Annotated in this window: 20 protein-coding genes and 1 tRNA gene; 9 read left to right on the forward strand and 12 right to left on the reverse strand. The window is 68.8% G+C overall.

Translation table 11 applies throughout. The annotated features are described in order from the left end of the window. Nucleotides 1–8 precede the first annotated feature (8 nt). From GE300_RS08800 to GE300_RS08815, 4 genes are all read left to right on the forward strand, one after another. On the forward strand, nucleotides 9–3,080 hold the full coding sequence (locus GE300_RS08800; protein ID WP_154446195.1) for a helicase-related protein: 3,072 nt from the start codon (nucleotides 9–11) through the stop codon (nucleotides 3,078–3,080). Then, nucleotides 3,077–3,460, forward strand: a complete 384-nt coding sequence (locus GE300_RS08805; RefSeq protein WP_325063165.1) for an RNA-binding S4 domain-containing protein — start codon at nucleotides 3,077–3,079, stop codon at nucleotides 3,458–3,460. The genes GE300_RS08800 and GE300_RS08805 overlap by 4 nt, the downstream gene beginning before the upstream one ends. Before the next feature lie 56 nt (nucleotides 3,461–3,516). Next, entirely contained in the window at nucleotides 3,517–3,855 is a 339-nt protein-coding gene (gene fdxA / locus GE300_RS08810) for a ferredoxin FdxA (protein ID WP_325063166.1), read from the forward strand. A gap of 326 nt (nucleotides 3,856–4,181) precedes the next feature. After that, on the forward strand, nucleotides 4,182–4,691 hold the full coding sequence (locus GE300_RS08815; RefSeq protein ID WP_154446197.1) for a CarD family transcriptional regulator: 510 nt from the start codon (nucleotides 4,182–4,184) through the stop codon (nucleotides 4,689–4,691). Between the two features lie 120 nt (nucleotides 4,692–4,811). Here GE300_RS08815 and GE300_RS08820 read toward each other — a convergent pair whose 3' ends face one another. The 7 genes from GE300_RS08820 to GE300_RS08850 all read right to left on the reverse strand — a co-directional run bounded on the left by GE300_RS08820 (nucleotide 4,812) and on the right by GE300_RS08850 (nucleotide 12,471). After that, on the reverse strand, nucleotides 4,812–5,888 hold the full coding sequence (locus tag GE300_RS08820; protein WP_154446198.1) for an ABC transporter ATP-binding protein: 1,077 nt from the start codon (nucleotides 5,886–5,888) through the stop codon (nucleotides 4,812–4,814). 4 nt (nucleotides 5,889–5,892) lie between these two features. Further along, entirely contained in the window at nucleotides 5,893–6,882 is a 990-nt protein-coding gene (locus GE300_RS08825) for a glycoside hydrolase family protein (RefSeq protein WP_154446199.1), read from the reverse strand. Between the two features lie 4 nt (nucleotides 6,883–6,886). Beyond that, complete coding sequence (locus GE300_RS08830; RefSeq protein WP_154446200.1) at nucleotides 6,887–7,765, reverse strand: carbohydrate ABC transporter permease; 879 nt, start codon at nucleotides 7,763–7,765, stop codon at nucleotides 6,887–6,889. After that, complete coding sequence (locus tag GE300_RS08835; protein ID WP_154446201.1) at nucleotides 7,765–8,835, reverse strand: carbohydrate ABC transporter permease; 1,071 nt, start codon at nucleotides 8,833–8,835, stop codon at nucleotides 7,765–7,767. The genes GE300_RS08830 and GE300_RS08835 overlap by 1 nt, the downstream gene beginning before the upstream one ends. Nucleotides 8,836–8,906: 71 nt before the next feature. Further along, nucleotides 8,907–10,169 (reverse strand): sugar ABC transporter substrate-binding protein, encoded by a 1,263-nt coding sequence (locus GE300_RS08840; RefSeq protein WP_154446202.1) that lies wholly within the window; start codon nucleotides 10,167–10,169, stop codon nucleotides 8,907–8,909. Nucleotides 10,170–10,193: 24 nt separating this feature from the next. Continuing rightward, nucleotides 10,194–11,249 carry a LacI family DNA-binding transcriptional regulator gene (locus tag GE300_RS08845; RefSeq protein WP_154446203.1) on the reverse strand — a complete coding sequence of 352 codons (1,056 nt, stop codon included), beginning with the start codon at nucleotides 11,247–11,249 and terminating at the stop codon, nucleotides 10,194–10,196. A gap of 262 nt (nucleotides 11,250–11,511) precedes the next feature. Then, nucleotides 11,512–12,471 carry a LysR family transcriptional regulator gene (locus GE300_RS08850; protein WP_154446204.1) on the reverse strand — a complete coding sequence of 320 codons (960 nt, stop codon included), beginning with the start codon at nucleotides 12,469–12,471 and terminating at the stop codon, nucleotides 11,512–11,514. 113 nt (nucleotides 12,472–12,584) lie between these two features. Between GE300_RS08850 and GE300_RS08855 the strand changes: the two genes are divergently transcribed. After that, nucleotides 12,585–13,220 carry a sulfotransferase family protein gene (locus GE300_RS08855; protein ID WP_154446205.1) on the forward strand — a complete coding sequence of 212 codons (636 nt, stop codon included), beginning with the start codon at nucleotides 12,585–12,587 and terminating at the stop codon, nucleotides 13,218–13,220. 84 nt (nucleotides 13,221–13,304) lie between these two features. Continuing rightward, complete coding sequence (locus GE300_RS08860; protein WP_154446206.1) at nucleotides 13,305–13,766, forward strand: YybH family protein; 462 nt, start codon at nucleotides 13,305–13,307, stop codon at nucleotides 13,764–13,766. A 187-nt stretch (nucleotides 13,767–13,953) separates the two neighbouring features. Here the strand turns inward: GE300_RS08860 and GE300_RS08865 are convergent. From GE300_RS08865 to hisF, 3 genes are all read right to left on the reverse strand, one after another. Continuing rightward, nucleotides 13,954–14,030, reverse strand: a tRNA-Arg gene (locus tag GE300_RS08865). 68 nt (nucleotides 14,031–14,098) lie between these two features. Next, nucleotides 14,099–14,416, reverse strand: coding sequence for a phosphoribosyl-ATP diphosphatase (locus tag GE300_RS08870; RefSeq protein WP_154446207.1), 318 nt, complete (start codon nucleotides 14,414–14,416; stop codon nucleotides 14,099–14,101). Next, nucleotides 14,413–15,174: an imidazole glycerol phosphate synthase subunit HisF gene (gene hisF / locus GE300_RS08875; RefSeq protein WP_154446208.1), complete on the reverse strand. Its 762-nt coding sequence runs from the start codon at nucleotides 15,172–15,174 to the stop codon at nucleotides 14,413–14,415. Before hisF ends, GE300_RS08870 begins: the two co-directional genes overlap by 4 nt. A 132-nt stretch (nucleotides 15,175–15,306) precedes the next feature. On the opposite strand from hisF, the gene GE300_RS08880 reads away from it, so the two are divergent. Continuing rightward, on the forward strand, nucleotides 15,307–15,507 hold the full coding sequence (locus GE300_RS08880) for a hypothetical protein (RefSeq protein WP_154446209.1): 201 nt from the start codon (nucleotides 15,307–15,309) through the stop codon (nucleotides 15,505–15,507). Between the two features lie 18 nt (nucleotides 15,508–15,525). On the opposite strand, the gene hisA is transcribed toward GE300_RS08880, so the two are convergent. Then, complete coding sequence (hisA, locus tag GE300_RS08885; protein WP_154446210.1) at nucleotides 15,526–16,248, reverse strand: 1-(5-phosphoribosyl)-5-[(5-phosphoribosylamino)methylideneamino]imidazole-4-carboxamide isomerase; 723 nt, start codon at nucleotides 16,246–16,248, stop codon at nucleotides 15,526–15,528. 220 nt (nucleotides 16,249–16,468) lie between these two features. On the opposite strand from hisA, the gene GE300_RS08890 reads away from it, so the two are divergent. Beyond that, nucleotides 16,469–17,962, forward strand: coding sequence for a TadE/TadG family type IV pilus assembly protein (locus GE300_RS08890; protein WP_325063167.1), 1,494 nt, complete (start codon nucleotides 16,469–16,471; stop codon nucleotides 17,960–17,962). 68 nt (nucleotides 17,963–18,030) lie between these two features. Here the strand turns inward: GE300_RS08890 and GE300_RS08895 are convergent, their stop codons facing one another. After that, a complete protein-coding gene (locus GE300_RS08895) occupies nucleotides 18,031–18,927 on the reverse strand; it encodes an NAD-dependent epimerase/dehydratase family protein (RefSeq protein ID WP_154446212.1) in 897 nt (298 codons plus the stop codon). A gap of 99 nt (nucleotides 18,928–19,026) precedes the next feature. Here GE300_RS08895 and GE300_RS08900 point away from each other — a divergent pair, with 99 nt between their 5' ends. Next, nucleotides 19,027–19,911 carry an NAD(P)-dependent oxidoreductase gene (locus GE300_RS08900; protein ID WP_154446213.1) on the forward strand — a complete coding sequence of 295 codons (885 nt, stop codon included), beginning with the start codon at nucleotides 19,027–19,029 and terminating at the stop codon, nucleotides 19,909–19,911. The last annotated feature ends 241 nt before the right edge of the window (nucleotides 19,912–20,152 follow it).

The following is a 20,152-nucleotide window of genomic DNA, read 5'->3' on the forward strand; positions in this document are numbered from 1 at the left end:
GTCCTGACATGGCTGTTTCGCAAGGCACGGTCACGGCCGTGCTCGGCCCCACGAACACGGGCAAGACGCATTATGCCATCGAGCGCATGCTCGGCCACCGCACCGGGGTCATCGGCCTGCCGCTGCGGCTGCTGGCGCGCGAGGTCTACGACCGGATCAAGGCGATTCGCGGGCCGTCGGTGGTGGCGCTGGTCACCGGCGAGGAGCGCATCGTGCCGCCGCGCACGCAGTACTGGGTGTGCACCGTCGAGGCGATGCCGGTCGGCATCGGCGCCGACTTCCTGGCGGTGGACGAGATCCAGCTGTGCGCCGACCTGGACCGGGGTCACGTCTTCACCGACCGGCTGCTGAACGCGCGCGGGCTGCACGAGACGCTGTTCCTGGGCGCGGCGACGATGCGCGCGCGCATCGCCAGCCTGGTGCCCGGCGTGCAGTTCACCTCGCGCAGCCGGTTCTCGAAGCTGACCTACACCGGCGCGCGCAAGATCAGCCGGATGCCCGCGCGCTCGGCGGTGGTGGCGTTCTCGGTCGACAACGTCTACGCCATCGCCGAGCTGCTGCGCCGGCAGAAGGGCGGCGCGGCGGTGGTGATGGGCGCGCTCAGCCCGCGCACCCGCAACGCGCAGGTCGAGCTGTACCAGAACGGCGATGTCGATCACCTGGTGGCCACCGACGCGATCGGCATGGGCCTGAACCTGGACATCAAGCACGTCGCGTTTGCCGGCACCGCCAAGTTCGACGGCCGGCGCACCCGCCACCTGATGCCGAACGAGCTGGCGCAGATCGCCGGGCGGGCCGGACGCTTCACCACCGACGGCACCTTCGGCGTCACCGGCGAGGCACCGCCGTTCGACGAGCACGAGATCGAGGCGATCGAGGAGCACCGCTTCGCCCCGGTCCGCCGCCTGCAATGGCGCAACGACCGGCTGGAGTTCGGCACCCCCGAGCGGCTGATCGCAAGCCTGGAGCAGCCGCCGGGGCACGAGGAGCTTGTCCGCGCCCGCGAGGCCGACGACCTGGCGACGCTGAAGACGCTGTGGCGGATGCCCGAGATGCGCGACCGCGTGCACGGGGCGGGCGACGTGCGGCTGCTGTGGGACGTGTGCCAGATACCCGACTTCCGCAAGCTGGCCCATGCCGAGCACGCCACCCTTTGCCAGCGGATCTACGGCTTCATCTGCCAGGACGGGCGAATCCCGACCGAATGGCTGGCGAAGCAGATCGCGCGCATCGACAAGACCACCGGCGATATCGACACGCTGTCCAAGCGACTGGCCTATATCCGCACCTGGACCTATGTCGCACAGCGAAAGGACTGGCTGGACGATACGGGGCATTGGCGCGACGAGACCCGTGCGGTAGAAGATCGCCTGTCGGACGCGCTGCACACCGCGCTGACCCAGCGATTTGTCGACCGCCGCACGTCCGTGCTGATGCGGCGGTTGAAGCAGAAGGAGAGCCTTGTGGCCGAAGTGAACGACAAGGGTGAGGTCCGGGTGGAGGACCAGTTCGTGGGCCGGCTGGAGGGGTTCCGCTTCCAGCTCGACCCCAGCGCCGAGGCGCAGGAGGCGAAGACGCTGCGCGCGGCCGCGCTGCAGGCGTTGCAGCCCGCGCTCAACATTCGCGCCGACCGGTTCTACAACGCCCCCGACACCGAGATCGACCTGACCGAGCAGGGCGGGCTGATGTGGGGCGAGCATGCCGTCGGCCGGCTGCAGCCCGGCGCCGACGCGCTGTCGCCCGAGATCGTGCCCTTCGTCGACGAGGAGGCCGCGCCGGCGGTGGCCGAGAAGGTCAGGCGCCGCCTGTCGCACTGGCTCGACCGCCGTATCGCCGCGCTGTTCGAGCCGCTGATCGGGCTGCGCGACGACGAGGCGCTGCAGGGGCTGGCGCGGGGCGTCGGCTTCCGCCTGGTCGAGGCGCTGGGCGTGCTGCCGCGTGCCGACGTCGCCAACGACGTCAAGGCGCTGGACCAGGACGCCCGCGCGCTGCTGCGCAAGCACGGCGTCCGCTTCGGCCAGTTCACCATCTTCATGCCGGCGCTGCTGAAGCCGGCGCCGACCCGGCTGCGGCTGGTGCTGTGGGGCCTGGCCGAGAAGCTGGACGACATCCCCGGCGCGCCGCCGCCGGGGCTGGTGACGATCCCGGCGGTGCCGGACGCGCCGCGCGGCTACTATGCCATGGCCGGCTATCGTCTGGCGGGGCAGCGCGCGATCCGCATCGACATGCTGGAGCGTCTGGCCGACATGCTGCGCAGCCAGGATTCGCGCGGCGGCTTCGAGGCCAGCGCCGACATGCTGTCGATCACCGGACTGACGCTGGAGCAGTTCGCCGACCTGATGGGCGGCCTCGGCTACGCCGCCGAGAAGGGCGAGCGACCGAAGGCGGCGGCGACGCAGCCGGCCGCCGCAGCGGTGCCGGATGCGGACGCCGCGCCGGAGGAAGCCGCGCCGGAGGAAGCCGCCGCCGGGCCGGAGGCCGCCGGGGGCGCCGACGGGGCGCCTGCCGACACGGCCGAGAACGCGGACACGTCCGCAGTCGAGGCCGGCGCGCCCGATCCCGCGCGTCCGGCCTTGGCCGGGGAAGCCGCCGACCAGGCCGAAGACCCGGTGGAGACGGTCGCGGCAGAAGTGCCCGAGGCGGCGCCCGCTCCGGTCGACAGCACGATGCAGGCGATTGCCGACGGCAGCCGGGAAGCCGACCGTCCCGAAGCCGCCGATGCCGCGCCAGCGGCGGAGACCGACGCGGTTGCGGCCGATGTGCCCGCCGATGTGTCCGCGGCAGCGACCGGGGCCGAGGCAGCGACCGACGCCGCCGCGCCAGAGGTCGAGGTGGTCTATACCTTCACCTGGGCGCCGCGGCGCCGCGGGCCGGCGCAGCCCGAGGGTCGCAGGCGCGCCGGCGGCCCCGGCGGGCCGGGCGGCAAGCCGCGGCGCGGGGCGAAACCCGGCGGCAAGCCCGGCAATGGCAAGCGTGACGGCAAGCCGGTGCAGGCCAAGGCTTCGCCGCCGCGGCGCGAGAAGGCGATCGACCCCGACAGCCCGTTCGCCGCACTGGCGGCGCTGAAGGAGAAGGGGTGAGCGAGCCCGCCGCCGCCGACCGGGGCACGCTGCGCCTCGACAAGTGGCTGTGGCAGGCGCGTTTCTTCAAGACCCGGACGATGGCGGCCAAGGTCATCGCCTCGGGCGCGGTGCGGGTGAACGGCACCCGCACCGCCAAGCCCAGCGTGGCGGTGCGGCCCGGCGACGCGCTGACCTTCGCCCAGGGCAGGCGGATCCGGGTGGTGGTGATCGCCGCGCTCGGCACCCGTCGCGGTCCGGCGCCGGAGGCGCAGGCGCTCTACGAGGACCGCAGTCCGCCGCCGCCCGGGCGCGGCCCTGAGGGCGCCGGTCCCGAGGCCGGGCACCGGCCGAGCAAGAAGGAGCGCCGGGCGCTGGAAAACCTGCGCCGCACCCCTTGATGTGCCCTGCCCGCTGAGGCAGTAAGAACGCCATCCAGAGCATGAGGACGCCTGCCGTGACCTATGTCGTGACCGACAATTGCATCAACTGCAAATACACCGATTGCGTGGAGGTCTGCCCCGTCGACTGCTTCTACGAGGGCGAGAACATGCTGGTCATCCACCCCGACGAATGCATCGACTGCGGCGTGTGCGAACCGGAATGTCCGGCCGACGCGATCCGGCCCGACACCGAGCCCGAGATGGAGCCCTGGGTCGACTTCAACCGGAAGTATTCGGAGCAGTGGCCGGTGATCGTCACCAAGGCCGATCCGCTGCCCGACGCCGAGAAATATGACGGCGAAACCGGCAAGCTGGAAAAGTATTTCTCGGAAAAGCCGGGCGAGGGCGGTTGACTCGATTCGGTTTTTTGCAAAGCTGACCTCACGTCACTCGGCGCTCGGGCGCCGATCCAGCGCCTAAAATTGCGTTAATCCGCTCGGAACCGGGTGGGCTTGCCGTGCGTTGTCTCGGGAAGAGGTTTAAAACCGCCTCGGATCGTGTTATATAAAAGACACATCAAGGTCGAACCGGGAAGGCATCCCACGATTGCTGCCAAGCTAGGGGATGTTGCGGCTGCTCACGTCTACACGATGCGCAAGCGACTGCAGTGGCATTCGCTGTGCGTCGCTGGCTTGTGATCCGCCGAGGACCGGTTCGAGGCACTGGCAAGAGAGAACGCATGACAAAGAAGAAGAACGCCGAATTCCGTCCGAACGACTTCGTCGTGTACCCCGCGCACGGCGTCGGACGCATCGTGTCGATCGATGAGCAGGAGATCGCCGGCATCAAACTGGAAATGTTCGTCATCACCTTCGACAAGGACAAGATGACGCTGCGCGTTCCGACCGCCAAGGCCAGCTCGGTGGGTATGCGGTCGCTGTCCACCCTGGACATCGTCGGCAAGGCCATGGACACGCTCAAGGGCCGGGCGCGCGTCAAGCGCGCGATGTGGTCGCGCCGCGCGCAGGAGTACGAGCAGAAGATCAACTCCGGCGATCTGATCTCGATCGCCGAGGTGGTGCGCGACCTGCACCGCAACGACGACCAGCGCGAGCAGTCCTATTCCGAGCGTCAGCTGTACGAAGCGGCGCTGGAGCGGCTGACCCGCGAGGTCGCCGCCGTCAAGGGCATCGAGGAAGTGAAGGCCCAGATGCACGTCGACGAACTGCTGGGCGAACGCGCCGCCTGAGCGCGCGTCGCGGCCCGCCGCGACCGGACACCAGAAACGCGCCAGCCGGGCGAACCGGCTGGCGCTTTCCGTTTCAGGGGGCGGGTTTTCGGTTTCAGCGGGCGGTCGGCACGGCGTACGCTACTCGGCCGGGAACAGGTGCGCCCGCGCCGGATCGAACTCCAGCCCGATCTCGGTGCCGCGGTCCAGCACCCGGTCCTCGCCCAGCGCCGCGATCACGCGCGAGCCGTCGCGCAGCGCGACCTCGACCACGGTCTCGGCGCCCAGCCGCTCGGTCAGCTCGACGGTGCCGTGCAACATTCCCGCCTCGGGCGTGGCGCTGGGGCGCAGGTATTGCGGCCGCAGACCCAGAACCGCGTTGCCGCCAGCCCGGATCGGGCGCCCGGCGGTCGCGACGCGGATCGGCTCAAGCGCCGCGTTGGCGACCTGCGCGGTGCCGGCGTCGGCGTCGGCGTCGCGGGTCTGAACCTCGATGAAATTCATCGACGGCGCGCCCAGGAATCCGGCCACGAACAGGTTGGCGGGGTTGTGGTACAGTTCCATCGGCGAGCCGACCTGCATCACCTGGCCATCCTTCAGCACCACGATCTTGTCGGCCAGCGTCATCGCCTCGACCTGGTCGTGGGTGACGTAGATCATCGAGGCGTCGAGGCTCTGGTGCAGCTTGCCGATCTCCATCCGCATGTCCATGCGCAGCGCCGCGTCCAGGTTCGACAGCGGCTCGTCGAACAGGAACACCTTGGGGTCGCGCACGATCGCCCGGCCGATGGCGACGCGCTGGCGCTGCCCGCCGGACAGCTGCGAGGGGCGGCGGTCGAGCAGATGCTCCATCTGCAGGATGCGCGCCGCCTCCTGCACCTTGCGCTGCTTCTCGGCCCTGGGCGTGCCATCGATGGTCAGCCCGAAGGCGACGTTCTCGCGCACGCTCATGTGCGGGAAGATCGCATAGCTCTGGAACACCATGGCGATGCCGCGTTCCTTCGGCGGCACCTCGTTCACCACCTTGCCGTCGATCTCGAGCGTGCCGCTGGTGATGTCCTCGAGCCCGGCGATCATCCGCAGCAGCGTGGACTTGCCACAGCCCGAGGGGCCGACGAAGACGACGAACTCGCCGTCTTCGACCTCGATGTCGACGCCCTTGATCACGTCGGTCGCACCGAACGACTTGCGGACGTTCTTCAGGGAAACATGGGCCATCGGCCTACTCCTCGCTTGTGTCCGCCGCCACGCGCAGCAGCCCGTCGGGGCCGACGCGGACCGGGTCCGGGTCGGTGAGTTGCCCGACGAAGCTGCCCTCGGGGCGGTCGGCGAATCCGATGATGTTCAGCCCGGCGTCGGTCTCGACGATGCGGGCGGCATATCGGCGGCATGGCAGCGCGCCATCGAGGAACGCGCCCGGCGCCACCCGCCACGGCCCGCGCGGATCCTCGGCCATCAGGTAGTGGCTGCCGCTCACCGGCCCGTCGGCGGCGGCCAGCGCCATGTCCCGCGAGAAATGCTCGGCGGCAGTGCAGAACAGGCAGTACCAGCGTCCGTCGCGCCGGAACACCTGCGGCACCTCGAGCTGGCCGAAGGCGCCGGCGAACACCGGCGGCTGCAGGGTCCAGTGGAACAGGTCCGGCGAGGTGGCGAAGCCGATCGCGCCGCCGGCGTTGGGCTCGGCGATGTCGGTGGCGCGGGCGGTGAAGAACATCAGCCAGCCGTCGCCGGCGGGGTCGGGGATCACCCAGGGATCGCGCATCGCCCTGTCGTGCCAGAACCCTGCCTTGTGGTCGGCCTCGTAGGCGGCGGCCGCCGGCCCCTCCAGATCCAGGCACCGGCCGTCGCCGACGCGCTGCCAGCCGTGCAGGTCGTCGGACACCGCGTGCCCGATGCGCTGGTACAGCCCGTCCTCGGCGCGGTGGGTGCCGGTGTAGAACAGGTGCCACTGGTCATCGCGCCCGCGCAGCACCGATCCGGTCCAGGTGGTGTAGTCGTCCCAGGCGCCTTCGGCCGCGGGGGCGAAGCAGGAGCCCAGTTGCTCCCAGTTCGTCAGATCGTCGCTGACCGCGTGCCCGACCGAGACGTTCCAGTGCCGCAGCTCCGGGTCGCCGATCGCCCTTGGCGCCTGCAGGAAGAACGCGTGCCAGCGGTCGCCGTCGCGGACGTACCAGCTGTCCCAGACCCATTTGTCGTCGAGTTTCAGTACCATCGGATTATCCCTTTACGCCGGTCGATGCGATCGAGGCGATGAAGGCGCGTTGCAGCACCAGGTAGAAGGCCAGCACCGGCACGGTGATCAGCGTCAGGTAGGCCATGACCTCGCCCCAGGCGACGTTGAGCTGGAAGAAGTAGCCAAGCCCCACCATCACCGGCCGATAGCTTTCCTGCTGCACCACGATCAGCGGCCAGAGGTACTGGTTGTACATGATCAGGAACTTCAGGATCGCCGCCGTCGCCAGCACCGGGCCGGACAGCGGCATCACCACCCGCCGGTAGATCTGGCCCCAGGTGGCGCCCTCGGCGCGGGCGGCCTCGATCAGCTCTCCGGGCAGATCCTTGAAGTACTGCACGAACAGGAAGATCGTCAGCCCGTCGGCGATCCAGGGGATGATCTGCACACGGTAGCTGTTCAGCCAGCCGATCTGCAGCCCGTCCAGCCCGACCCACGGCAGTTTCGAAACGATCAGCAGCAGCGGGATCGCGATGGTCTCGAACGGGATGATCAGCGTCGCCAGCACGATCGACAGCAGCAGCCCGCGGCCGCGCCAGTTCATGTACACGAACGAGAACGCCGCCAGCGAGCAGATCGCCAGCGACAGCAGCACCGTCAGCCCGGTGACCAGCACCGAGTTGAACACGAACAGCGCCACCGGCGCGCGCGCGAAGGCGTCGCGATAGTTGTCGAGGCTGAGATCGCCCACCGGCAGGAACGCCCGCAGGCTGGCGGTGTCCGCCAGCATCTGCTGCGTCGGCTTGAACGAACTCATCACCATGAACAGCAGCGGGAACACGAAGATCGTCGCCACCAGCAGCAGCACCGCGTAGCGGGCGGCCAGGCGCAGCGGGCGGTTGTCGGCAGAGACCATCGCCATCACGCTTTCTCCCGGGTAAGCCAGCGCTGGATCAGCGAGATCGTCAGCACCAGGACGAACAGGATGACCGAGATCGTTGCCCCGCCCGAGATGTCCTGCCGGCCGTAGCCGCGCTCGACCGCCTGGAACACCAGCGTCTGCGTCGAGTCCAGCGGCCCGCCGTTTGTCATCACGTCGATCTGCGCGAACAGCGCGAAGGCCTGCATCGTGATCACGATCAGGATCAGCACCGCGGTGTTACGCAGGCCCGGCCAGGTCACATAGCGAAAGGTCTGCCACCTGCCGGCGCCCTCGATCTCGGCCGCCTCGTAGAGCGTCGGGCTGATCGTCTGCAGCCCGGCCAGCCAGATCACCATGTGGAACCCCACCGCCTGCCAGATCGACATCGCCATGATCGCGCCCAGCGCGGTCGACGGATCGCCCAGCCAGTCGCGGCCTTCGAAGGCGCCGAAGGTCAGCCCCGCGAGCAGGTTGTTCAGCAGCCCGTCGTTGCCGTCGTAGATGAACCGCCACAACAGCGAGACGACGACGATCGAGACCACCACCGGCATGAAATAGATGGTGCGGAAGACGTTGATCCCGCGCAGTTTCTGGTTGATCAGTAGCGCCAGGACCAGGGCCAGCGCGGCCTGCACCGGCGCCACCACGGCGACGAAGGTCAGCGTGTTGACCAGCGCCTTCATGAACACCACGTCGCTGGCGATCACCACCCTGGCATTGTCGCCGGATTGCCAGCGGAACCACTCGCGCATGCCGCTGTACTGCGGAAAATCGTCGGAGCGGGTGATGCTGCGCACCCGCGGATACCGGGCGTTGCCGTCGGCGTCGCGATCGATGCTGCCGTCGTCCAGGCGCTCGGGCTCCAGCTCGATCACCGCCAGGCCCAGCAGGTCGCCGTAGTTCTGCAGGCCGACATATTCGGTGGGGTTGGGCGAGACCAGCCGCTGGTTCGTCAGCGACAGGGCGAAGGCGAAGAAGAACGGCAGGATGATGAACAGCGCGATCAGGCCGAAGCCCGGCAGCGCGAAGCCCCATCCCGCACGGTTCGAAGTGGTCAGTCTGGATGCCATGTCGGATGTCCCGGCGCGGGTGTCGCGGTAGCGCCCCGCGCGCGATGCGCGCGGGGCCCGAAGTGCGCGGCTCAGCCGTCGTGGCCGTAGCCGCTGTTCGCCTCGATGTCGGAATCGATCTCGTCGACCGCCGCATCCAGCGTGTCGGCGACGTCGGCGCCGTTGGCGATGTCGGCCAGCGCCTTCTCGAACACCTTGGCCATCACCACGTAGCCGGGGGTCACCGGCCGCACCAGCGACTGCTCGGCACTGAGATCGTAGAACACCGCCATCTGTCCGCCTTCGCTGTAGTACTTCGAGCCTTCGGCGGCGCTGGCGGTGGACGGGATCAGCCCGATCGCGTCCGAGAACGCGCGCAGGTATTCGTCCTGCAGCATGAAGGCGATGAACGCGTTGGCGCCGTCGGGATCGTCCGAGGTGGCCGAGACGCCGAACTGCCAGCTGCCGGCGCCGATCACCGGGCCCTCGCCCAGGTCCGGGGCGGGCAGGAACAGCACGTCGTCGCCGAACGCGTCGATGATGCCGGTGGCGGCCCAGTTGCCGTTCCACTGGATGGCGTACTTGCCCTCGATCAGCCCGCTGTCGCGGTCGGCCGGATCCTGGCTGGTGCCGGGCGTCAGTTCCCGGTCGAACAGCGACTGCCACCATTCGCCGAACGCGATTGCCGCGTCGCCGTTCAGCGCGCCCTCGGCGCTCTGGTAGGTCGAGCGGTCGACGATGTCGCCGCCGAAGCTCTGCAGGAACGGGCTGAAGGCGTAGGGATACCATTCGCCGGTCCACGCCATGCCGACGTCGAGCGGGTACTCGAAATCGCCCGACTCCTTGATCGCGGTCAGCGCCGCGTCCAGCTCGTCCCGGCTCCAGGGCTCGTCCAGGCTGGGCACGCGGATGTCGTACTTCTGCAGCGTCGAGCGCCGGGTCACCATTGCGACCGCGGCCTCCCACAGGCCGACCGAGTAGACCTCGCCGTCCCAGCGGCCGATGGTCGAGGGCAGGAACCCGTCCAGCGCCGACTCGTCCAGTTCCAGCGGCTGCAGATAGCCCGACCAAGCCCAGTTCGGCATCACCGGGCCGTCCACATCGATAATGTCCGGCAGGTTGCCGGCCAGCGCCGCGGCGACGACCGAATCGTTGTAGCTGTTCTGCGGGAAGCTCTCGATCACCACCTTCCACGCCTCCTGCGAGGCGTTGAAGTCGTCGACGATGGCGTTCAGGACCGCCGATTCCGCTTCGTTGCCGGCGCCGTGGTACCACATGCTCAGCTCGGTCTGTGCGGCCGCCGTTCCGGCCATCAGCGCCAGGGCGGCGCCGGTCGTCAGCAGATGTCGTGTCATGATTTCCTCCCGTTCGGATCTGCGTCAGGTTTCAGGGTTCAGGGTCGTTACCGAATGGCGCGGCACCACGGCGCCGCGCACCGCCTCGGGCGGGGCCACGGCGGGGGCGCCGTCACCGTCGATCAGCGCCAGCAGCCGCGCCGCCGCCCGCACGCCCATCGCGTCGTAGGGCAGCTCGGCGGTGGTCAGCTGCGGATAGAGCGTCTCGGCGATCAGCCGGTAGTCGTCGTAGCCGGCGACCGAGATGTCCTGCGGAATCGCCAGCCCCAGAGAGCGCAGCACGCCGTAAAGCCGCATCGCCATGCGGTCGTTGCCGCAGCAGATCACCGTCGGCGGCGCCGGCAGCGCCATCAGCTGGCGGACCTGCGCCAGCATGTGCGCGGCGTTGTCGTCGCCCGCGCGCTGCTCGCCGGCCACCACCAGATCGGGATCGAAGCCGATCCCCGCCGCGTGCAGGGCGCGGGCGTAGCCGGCGGTGCGCTGTTCGGTGGCCAGCAACCCCGGCGACAGGGTCAGGTAGGCGATCCGGCGATGGCCGCGCGCGATCAGGTCGGCCACCAGGTCGTGCTGGCCGGCCGCATCGTCCGGCACGACCGCCGGGCGGCCGCGGTCGTCGAAGCAGTTCGCCAGCACAAGCCGCAGCGTGTCCGGCAGATCGGGCAGCGCCACCCGCTGGTGGTGCGCGGCGACATAGATCAGCCCCTCGGCGCGGTGTTCCATGAAGGTTCGGATCAGCGGCGCGACCCGCTCGGCGCGGCCGCCGGTGTCGGCGATCATCAGCGTCAGCCGGCTGGCCGCCATCTCGCGCTGCACGGCACGGACGATCACCAGCTCGGGCAGGCCGGCCATCTCGGTCGGCTGGTCGTTGCCGCTGAGCGCGCCGGTGATCAGCCCCACCAGCCCGGAGCGGTTCGAGCGCATGGTGCGCGCGGCGGTGGAGGGCACATAGCCCAGCTGGACCATGGCTGCCTCGACGGCGCGGCGCGTCTCGGCGCGGACCGGAGCGTCCCGGTTGAGAACCCGGCTGACCGTCTTCGGCGAGACGCGGGCCATCTGCGCGACGTCGTAGATCGTGGCCAACCGTCCCTCCCGTTGCCTATGACACCGATGTCATGTCACCGGTGTCATACGCCGCTCACGGGTGACGAGTCAAGTGCCCGCCGCGGCGGGGATGGAGCGCCGGTCGAAACGAAGGCGGGCAGAGCGGCGCAGCATGCGCGGGTTTCTGGCGGTGCGCTCGCACGTCGTTGTCGGGTCGGCGTATCGTCCGGGTCGCCCGCTGCGCCGCCCACTCAACAACCCGCCGGACCGTGACACAGGTGAAAAGACGAAGCGAGCCGCATCAGCCGGATGGCTGCAGAAGCCTTTTGCCGGACAGCTTTGCCTCGGCCTCGGCCTGCAGTCGGCGGTAGGTTTCGATCACGATGGATCTGATCCAGACGCCGCCCGCATCGTTGCCGAGGCGCGAACTCCAGAAAAACCTCACCAGAACCGGGTCGAGATCGACCGGCGGCTTCATCGCCACCAGTCCGTGGGCGTCCATATCCCATGCCATCAGGACCGCTGGACAGGTGGCCAGGAAATCGGACTGCGCGAGGATCGAGGCCATGCCTGCCGAGTCTCCGACCATGGCGCTGACCCGGCGCGTTCCGGCATCCGAGGGACCTGTAACGGGAAACGGATTCTGCATCGACCGGGTCACGTTGACCATGAGGTGAGGGTACCTGCGCCAGGCGTCCAACCCCCAGTGCGCGATCCCCGGGTGATCCCTGCGTGCGAAGGTGACCCAGGAAAAGGGCTCCATGACCTGCTGTTCAAGGCCCTCGGGCAGACGCGGCTCTCCGCCGAGATGGGCAAGGTCGACGAGCCCTTCACTGAGCGCCGCATAGACGTCGTGATGGGCCGGCAGCCATTCGATCTTCACGCCGGGCGCCTCGGCTGCGACCCGCACCGAGACCTCCGCGATCACCTTCGTCAGCGTCGGCATGGCGACGCGGAACACGCGGTCGCTGGTCGCCGGATCAAACAGGATCCTTGGCGTGATCACGCGCCGGATGCCGCGCAGGATCGGCCGGATATCTTCGACGATGGCTTCGGCGAACGGGCTCGGCTGCATCTTTCCACCGACCCTGACCAGCAGCGGATCGTCGAGCTGTTCCCTGAGTCTGCCCAGGGCATGGCTGACGGCGGACTGCGTTCTGCCGATCCTCTCGGCGGTTGCGGTGACGCTTCGCGTGTCCATCAGCACTTCGAAAACAACGAGAAGATTGAGATCTACGCGATTCAGATCAATTTCGTTCATGGCTCATGAAATCGTTTGGTTCGACTACTCCACGTTAATCGGGTCATCCTGCCTCTGCGCAAGTCAGCCAAATCGGTGATAATCGATTTCATTCATAAGGGAGTTCAGGTGCGATGGCACTCGAAATCATCGGCGCAGGGTACGGGCGGACCGGTACCTATTCGCTGAAAGCCGCGTTGGAGCGGCTGGGCTACGGTCCGTGCCACCACATGTCCGAGGTCATCGGCGACCCCGGCCAGATCCGGCTTTGGTCCGCAGTGGCGGCGGGCCGCCCGGACTACGATCGGGCCTTCTCGGGCTTTCGGGCCGCCGTCGATTTTCCAGTCGCGGCGTACTGGCAGGATGTGCTGGCGACCCATCCGCAGGCCAAGGTCATCCTGTCCCATCGCGACGCCGAGGATTGGTACGGCAGCTTCTCGCAAACCATTCTGCCCCTCATCCTCGATCGGACGGCCTGGCCGGATCGTGCAAGGCCGTGGTTCGAGTTGATCGAAAGGATCATCATCGGCAAAGCCCTGGGTGGCCGGACTGACCGGGACGGCGTTCTCGCGGCCTATCGCGCCAACGAGGCGGCGGCGCGCGAGCACGAGGCGCAAGGCAGGGCCCTGGTGTTCCGTGTGCGCGACGGATGGGACCCGCTGTGCCGCTTCCTCGGCGTCGAGGTGCCCGCCGAGCCCTTTCCCAGGACCAACGCGCGTGCCGACTTCTTCGCCTCGGTCAGGTCCGGAACCGAAGAGCCGGCGACGTAGGACACCTCAGTTCCAATCGGGCCACCGGGGCGGACAGCAAGGGCTGAGCAAGACTCCGGTCGCCATCATCACAGGAGACGGGCCATGGCCTCGACCAGCGACATCCTTGCGGCTTCCGGGGAATTCTACGCCGCGCTCAACGGCATGGCGCGGGGCGATGCCACCGCCATGGCTGGCGTATGGGCCAGGCGCGGTCGCGCGACGGCGCAGCACCCAATAGGAGGGCGCGACGTCGGCCATGACGAGGTAGTCGCCTCGTTCGCCAAGGTCGCGGACATCGCCGGAGGTGGCGAGATCCGGCTCGAGGACCAGATCATCGAAACAGGATCGGACATGGCTGTCGAGACCGGCACGGAAATCGGCTCTCTGATCATCGCCGGCCACGAGGTGACGATCAGGCACCGCGTGACCAACGTCTACCGCCGCGAGGACGGGTCGTGGAAGCTGACACATCACCACACCGACATATCGCCTCGCTTGCTGGAGATCCTTGATCGGCTGAACCAGGCCGCAGGATCGACGGATGAGGTTGCCCCGCCACCTTGATGACATGGTGATGACCTGGTTTTCGCGCTCGGTTTTCCCGAGGAGGGATCGCGAAGGCACCGGCAACGCGATGTTCGACCGGACCGGGCGCCGCACTCCTGCTGGTGCGACCAGCGTGTGACAAGGCGCAGCCCGGGGGGGCGGTGTTGGCCTCCTCAGCGGCTCAAACCGTTGCAAACGAGGGCTGTGGCGCACCCGACAGGATTCGAACCTGTGGCCTCTGCCTTCGGAGGGCAGCGCTCTATCCAGCTGAGCTACGGGTGCAGCGTGGGCGGGTATAGCCAAAGGGCACGCCGGTGGCAATCGGCAATTCGTGCCGCGCCGCAAGGCGGTCAGCCCTTGCGCGCGGCCTTCTCGGCATGGCCGGAAACGCCCTCGCGACGGGCAAGCTCGGCCCGCACCTCGTCCAGCGTCACGCCGCCGGCGGTCAGCAGGACCAGCAGGTGATAGAGCACGTCGGCGGCCTCGGAAGTCAGTGCCGCGCGGTCGCCGCGGGCGGCGGCGACGATGGCCTCGACCGCCTCCTCGCCGAACTTCTCGGCGCATTTTGCCGGGCCCTTCGCCAGCAGGCTGGCGGTGTAGGACGCCTGCGGGTCCGCGTCCCGGCGGGTGGCGATGGTGGCAGCCAGCTGGTCCAGGATGTCGCTCATGCAGCCCTCACGGGAATGCCGGCGGCGGCCATGTGCGCCTTGGCCTCGGCCACGGTGTGATCTCCGAAGTGGAAGATCGAGGCGGCCAGCACCGCGCTGGCGTGGCCCTCGGTCACGCCGTCGACCAGGTGGTCGAGGGTGCCGACCCCGCCCGAGGCGATCACCGGGATCCGCACCGCATCGGCGATGGCGCGGGTCAGCGGCAGGTTGTAGCCGCCGCGGGTGCCATCGCGGTCCATCGAGGTCAGCAGGATCTCGCCGGCGCCGCGGCGCTCCATCTCGCGGGCGAAGTCGATCGCCTCGATGCCGGTGGGCCGGGTGCCGCCGTGGGTGAAGATCTCCCACCGGCCCGAGGGCGCGGTCTTGGCGTCGATCGCGACGACGATGCACTGCGTGCCGAACCTGTTGGCGGCCTCGGCCACCACCGCCGGGTTCGCCACCGCGGCCGAGTTGAAGCTGACCTTGTCGGCGCCCGCCAGCAGCAGGGCGCGCACGTCGGCGGCGGTGCGCACGCCGCCGCCGATGGTCAGCGGCATGAAACACTGCTCGGCGGTACGGGCGGCGACATCGTACATCGTGCCCCGGTTCTCCTGCGTGGCGGCGATGTCCAGGAAGCATAGCTCGTCCGCGCCGGCGGCGTCATAGGCCTTCGCGGCCTCGACCGGATCGCCGGCGTCGATCAGGTTGACGAAGTTCACGCCCTTGACGACTCGGCCGTCCTTGACGTCCAGGCAGGGGATCACGCGCACCTTCAGCATGGCATCCGCCTAGCCGCTTCCGCGGGGCTGGGCAAGAGCGATACGGCGCAGAAGGCTTGCGTCGACTCGCTCTAGCCCCCAGATTCCAGGGGGTGGGCAGGAATATCCGAGCGAACCAAGCAAGGAGACGTCATGACCAAGCATGTGATCGACACCCCGAAGAAGCGGGCCGAGGGCGCCCGCGCCCGGCATTTCGCCGAGATCGTCCGGCAGACCGGCGCCGCCGGGCCGCACGCGACGACGCTGGCGCTTCAGCGTCGCGCCAAGGGCGCGTACCGCCCCGGGCTGCGCGCCGCCGCCTTCGCGCGAATCGAACGCGGACTGGAGGCCTGACGCGGGCACCCGGGCCGTTCAGCCCCTGAGCAGCGCGATCGCGGCGGGCAGGTCCAGCTTGCCCTCGTAGATCGCGCGTCCCGAGATCGCCCCGTCCAGCGGCGCGCCGCTGTCCTTCAGCGCGCGCAGATCGTCCAGCGACGACACCCCGCCCGAGGCGATCACCGGAAGCGCGACCGCCCGCGCCAGCGTGGCGGTCGCGTCCACGTTCGGGCCCTGCATCGCGCCGTCGCGGTCGATGTCGGTGTAGATGATCGCCGCCACGCCGGCGTCCTCGAACCGGCGGGCCAGGTCCAGCGCCGACAGCGCGGTGGTCTCGGCCCAGCCCTCGACGGCGACCATGCCGTCGCGGGCGTCGATGCCGACCGCGACCTTGCCGGGGAAGGCGCGGGCCGCCTCGCGCACCAGGTCCGGCCGGCGCACCGCGGCGGTGCCCAGGATCACGCGGGCCAGTCCCTTGTCCAGCCAGCCCTCGATGCCGGCCATGTCGCGGATGCCGCCGCCCAGCTGCGCCGGCACGTCGACCCGCGCCAGGATCGCCTCGACCGCCGCGGCGTTGCGCGGCGCGCCGGCGAAGGCGCCGTCGAGGTCCACCAGGTGCAGCCATTCGCACCCCGCTTCCTGAAAGCTCAGCGCCTGCGCCGCCGGGTCGTCGCCGAACACCGTGGCCTGGTTCATGTCGCCCTTCAGCAGCCGCACGCACTGGCCGTCCTTCAGGTCGATGGCGGGATAGAGGATCATGGGCGCTCTCCGTTCTGACGACGGCCTGATAGCGGGCCTGCCGGGCGATGCAAAGCCCGCCGCGTCGCATCGAGACACGGATCCGCGCCGCTTCATCATTTTACCACCTTTCCGTCCATCGGTGGCCATCGGGCCCGGCCAGATCTTGCGGGCGCATCGGTCCGGTCGCGAATCGGACGGCCCCAAAGATCACGGCGCGCGGTTGGTAAGGAGTAACGAAGTGGCAGCCAAGGATTTCCGCAACGATGCAACGGCCTTCTGGCGTGCTCAGGGCGGTGCCGCCACCGTGTGGAGCATCTTCTGGAGCGTCATGTTCCTGATTATCGCCGGTCTGGTCATCGATACCGCCAGCGCCTACCGGATGAAACGCGTGCTGCAGGTGACCGCCGATGCCTCGGCCCTGGCCGGCGCGATGGCGCATAACGACCCCGAGGTTTACGAGACCTACGCCGGTCAGCCCGCGGATTCCGCCACCGCCACGGCGCGGGGCGAGGAAGTGGCCATTTCCGTGGCCGGGCGGATGATGGGGCCGCGCAACGGCACGGTTCTGACCGAAAGCGACGTCCGTTTCGGCAGCTGGAGCGACCAGATCGGTTTCACCGAAGGCTGGGGCAACCATGTGCAGGTGATCACCCGGCGCGACCGGATCAACGACAACAGCCTGCCGACCATGCTGCTCGACGCGTTCGGCGGCCTGCGGGCCTGGGACATCGCCACGCGGGCGGTCGCCGGCCCGAACGAGCCGCCCTGCGCCCGCGACGGCATCATCACCGCCGACGTCGTGGACATGCAAAGCAACAACCACATGACGAATGGCATCTGCGTGCACGGCGAGGGCGGCATCGAGCTGAACCAGAACAACGTGTTCGATCCCGGCGTGCACATCTCGATGCCCTCGCCCGACCTGCTGGTGACGCCGGGCGGCAACGTCGGCAACAACTCCGGGTTGCAGGAGGCGCTGGTCTGGGCGTCGATGGAGCCCACGGTCGCCCGCAACATCGACAGCTACCTGACCGAGTTCCGCGACATTGCCTCGCGCGTGCAGCCGGACTACATCGCCGGCAATCCCGACGCCGAGGTGATCGCGCTGAACGAGAACCAGTTCGACCCGGAGAACCTGCTGCCGGGCAGGGTCTACGACATCACCTGCACCGGCGGGAACATGACCCTGAACCTGCGCGGCAGGAGCGACGGCCAGGCGTCGCGCGGGGACCGGCCGACGAACATCGTGTTCACCGCGAAAGGCGGCAACGGTGGCGGCAACGGCGGTGGCGGCAATGGTGGTGGCAACGGCGGTGGATCGGGCGGTCTGACGGTGATCGAGAATGTGGTGATCGTGACCAACTGCGATATCCGCCTCAGCCAGGATACCGTCGTGCGCGACGCGATCATCGCCACGTCCAGCACCGACGACCGCTCGGTCACCGGCAGTGCGGGGGTGAAGATCGGCGATCCGGACGACTGCGCCCCCGGCGGCGGCGCGCAGATCCTGACCGCGGGCGGCATGCACTTCGCCGCGAAGATGGAGTTTCACGGCTCGCAGCTGGCGTCGAAGGGGCCGATCCACCTGGCGGCGCAGGTCGACGGGCTCAGCGGCACCTCGATCCAGTCGCTGGGCCGGGTCGATCTGGCCAGCAACAACAAGCTCGGCCTGTGCCAGGGCGAGGCCGACGAGGTGCTAAAGCTGCCCGACGGCTACCGCCGGGTAAACTGACGACTGGTTCACATCCCCCGAACCGGACCGCGGGCGCGCCTGTCCCCCGGGGCGCGCCCGCGGCCGTTTCAGCCCTTTACATACTTCCGCCAGTCGTGCTCTTCGCGGAAGCCCAGCACCTCGCGGATCTTGCGGTTCGAGAACAGCGCCTCGTGCTCGCCCAGATCGCGCGTGACCGGCACCTGCGGGTAGAACCGCTCCAGCAGCTCGGCGGTCGGCAGGTTCGACGAGTTGGTGTCGTTGCCGGCGTTGAAGATCTGGAAGCCCAGCCCGTCCGTCTCCAGGCACCGGTGCACGATCTGGCCCAGGTCGCGGGCGTCGATGTAGCAGAAGATGTTGCGATAGCGCACCTCGGGGTTCTCGAAGAAGCCGGGGAAGCGGTCGTACTCGTGCGGCTCGATCACGTTGCCGATGCGCAGCGCGTAGATGTCCGCGCCCGAGCGGCGGGCGAAACTGCGCGCGGTGACCTCGTTCACGACTTTCGAGCAGCCGTAGCTGTCCATCGGGTCGACGTCGTAATCCTCTTCGACCGGCAGGCTGCGCGGCGGCGTGCGCCCGTCCGAGAAGCACACGCCGTAGGTGGTCTCGGACGAGGCGACGACGATCTTGCGGATGCCCAGCTTCACCGCCGCCTCGATCACGTTGTAGGTGCCGATGGTGTTGACGCGGAAGGTCTCGTTGTCCGGGTGGATCAGGATCCTCGGCACGGCGGCGAAATGCACCACCGCGTCGAAGCCGGCGGGCCCGTCGCCCGAGTCCAGTTCGCCGAAATTCGCATAGCCCGACATCGCGTCGAACATCTGCCCCGAGTCGGTGATGTCGGCGATCAGGTTGTCGACGCCCTCGGCCTGCAGCGGCACCTTGTCGACATTCAGCACCCGGTGGCCGCGCTCCAGCAGCCAGGGGATCACGTGGCGCCCGGCCTTGCCCGAGCCGCCGGTGAAGAATATCCGCTTTCCGGCCATCGTACCCTCCCTTCGGTATTTTCGGCATTCACAGGCTTTCACATGCCCGAAGCGTTACGCTAGGACAAGCACAGCCGATTGCGAGAACGGGAGGATCCGATGGCGAAAGTTGCATTTCTTGGCATGGGGGTGATGGGCTACCCGATGGCGGGGCACCTCAAGGCCAGGGGGCACGAGGTGACGGTTTACAACCGCACCACCGCCAAGGCCGAAGCCTGGGCGAAGGGACATGGCGGCGCCTTCGCCGAGACCCCGCGCGCGGCGGCGCTGAACTGCGCGTTCGTCATGGCCTGCGTCGGCAACGACGACGATCTGCGCTCGGTGGTCTACGGCGCCGACGGCGCGCTGGCCGGCATGGACGAGGGCGCGATCTTCGTCGACCACACCACCGCCTCGGCCACGGTCGCGCGCGAGATCGCGGAAAAGGCCGCCGAACAGGGCATCGGCTTCGTCGATGCGCCGGTGTCGGGCGGGCAGGCCGGGGCCGAGAACGGCCAGCTTGCGGTGATGTGCGGCGGCGCGCAGGCGCATTTCGACGCCGCCGAGCCGGTGATCGACGCCTATGCCAAGGCCTGCATCCGCTTCGGCGACGCCGGCGCCGGGCAGCTGACCAAGATGGCCAACCAGATCTGCATCGCCGGCATCGTGCAAGGCATTTCCGAGGCGCTGCATTTCGCGACGAAGGCCGGGCTGGACGCCAAGCAGGTCGCGGCGCTGGTCGCGCAGGGCGCGGGCGGCTCGTGGCAGCTGGCCAACCGGGCCGAGACCATGGTCGACGGCAAGTTCGACTTCGGCTTCGCGGTGGACTGGATGCGCAAGGACCTGGGCATCTCGATCGAGACCGCCAGGCAGGTCGGCGTCTCGCTGCCGGTCGCGGCGCTGGTCGACCAGTTCTACGCCGACGTGCAGCAACTGGGCGGCGGCCGCTGGGACACCTCCAGCCTGATTCAGCGCCTGCGAGTGCTCTCGGGCGAGCGCCTCTGACGAACCGCTCGCCCCGCGGCGGCGCGCCCCGGTCCGGGCCGCCGCCGTGGGGGCGGCTCTGCGCCTCTGTGCTGCAAAGCGCGGCATGGTACGGGACCGCCCCGGGCAATCGCCAGGGCGCCAGAATCCGCCGGGCGAACGCCACACCTGGTGCCCGGGAAAGCCACGCGATTGCGGATCTTCACCGACGTGTCTTGGCAATGGCGCCGGTGGCAGTCTCAGAACTAGGCGGCAAACCGGG

The sequence above is a fragment of the Halovulum marinum genome (assembly GCF_009697225.1).
GTDB classification, from domain to species: domain Bacteria; phylum Pseudomonadota; class Alphaproteobacteria; order Rhodobacterales; family Rhodobacteraceae; genus Halovulum; species Halovulum marinum.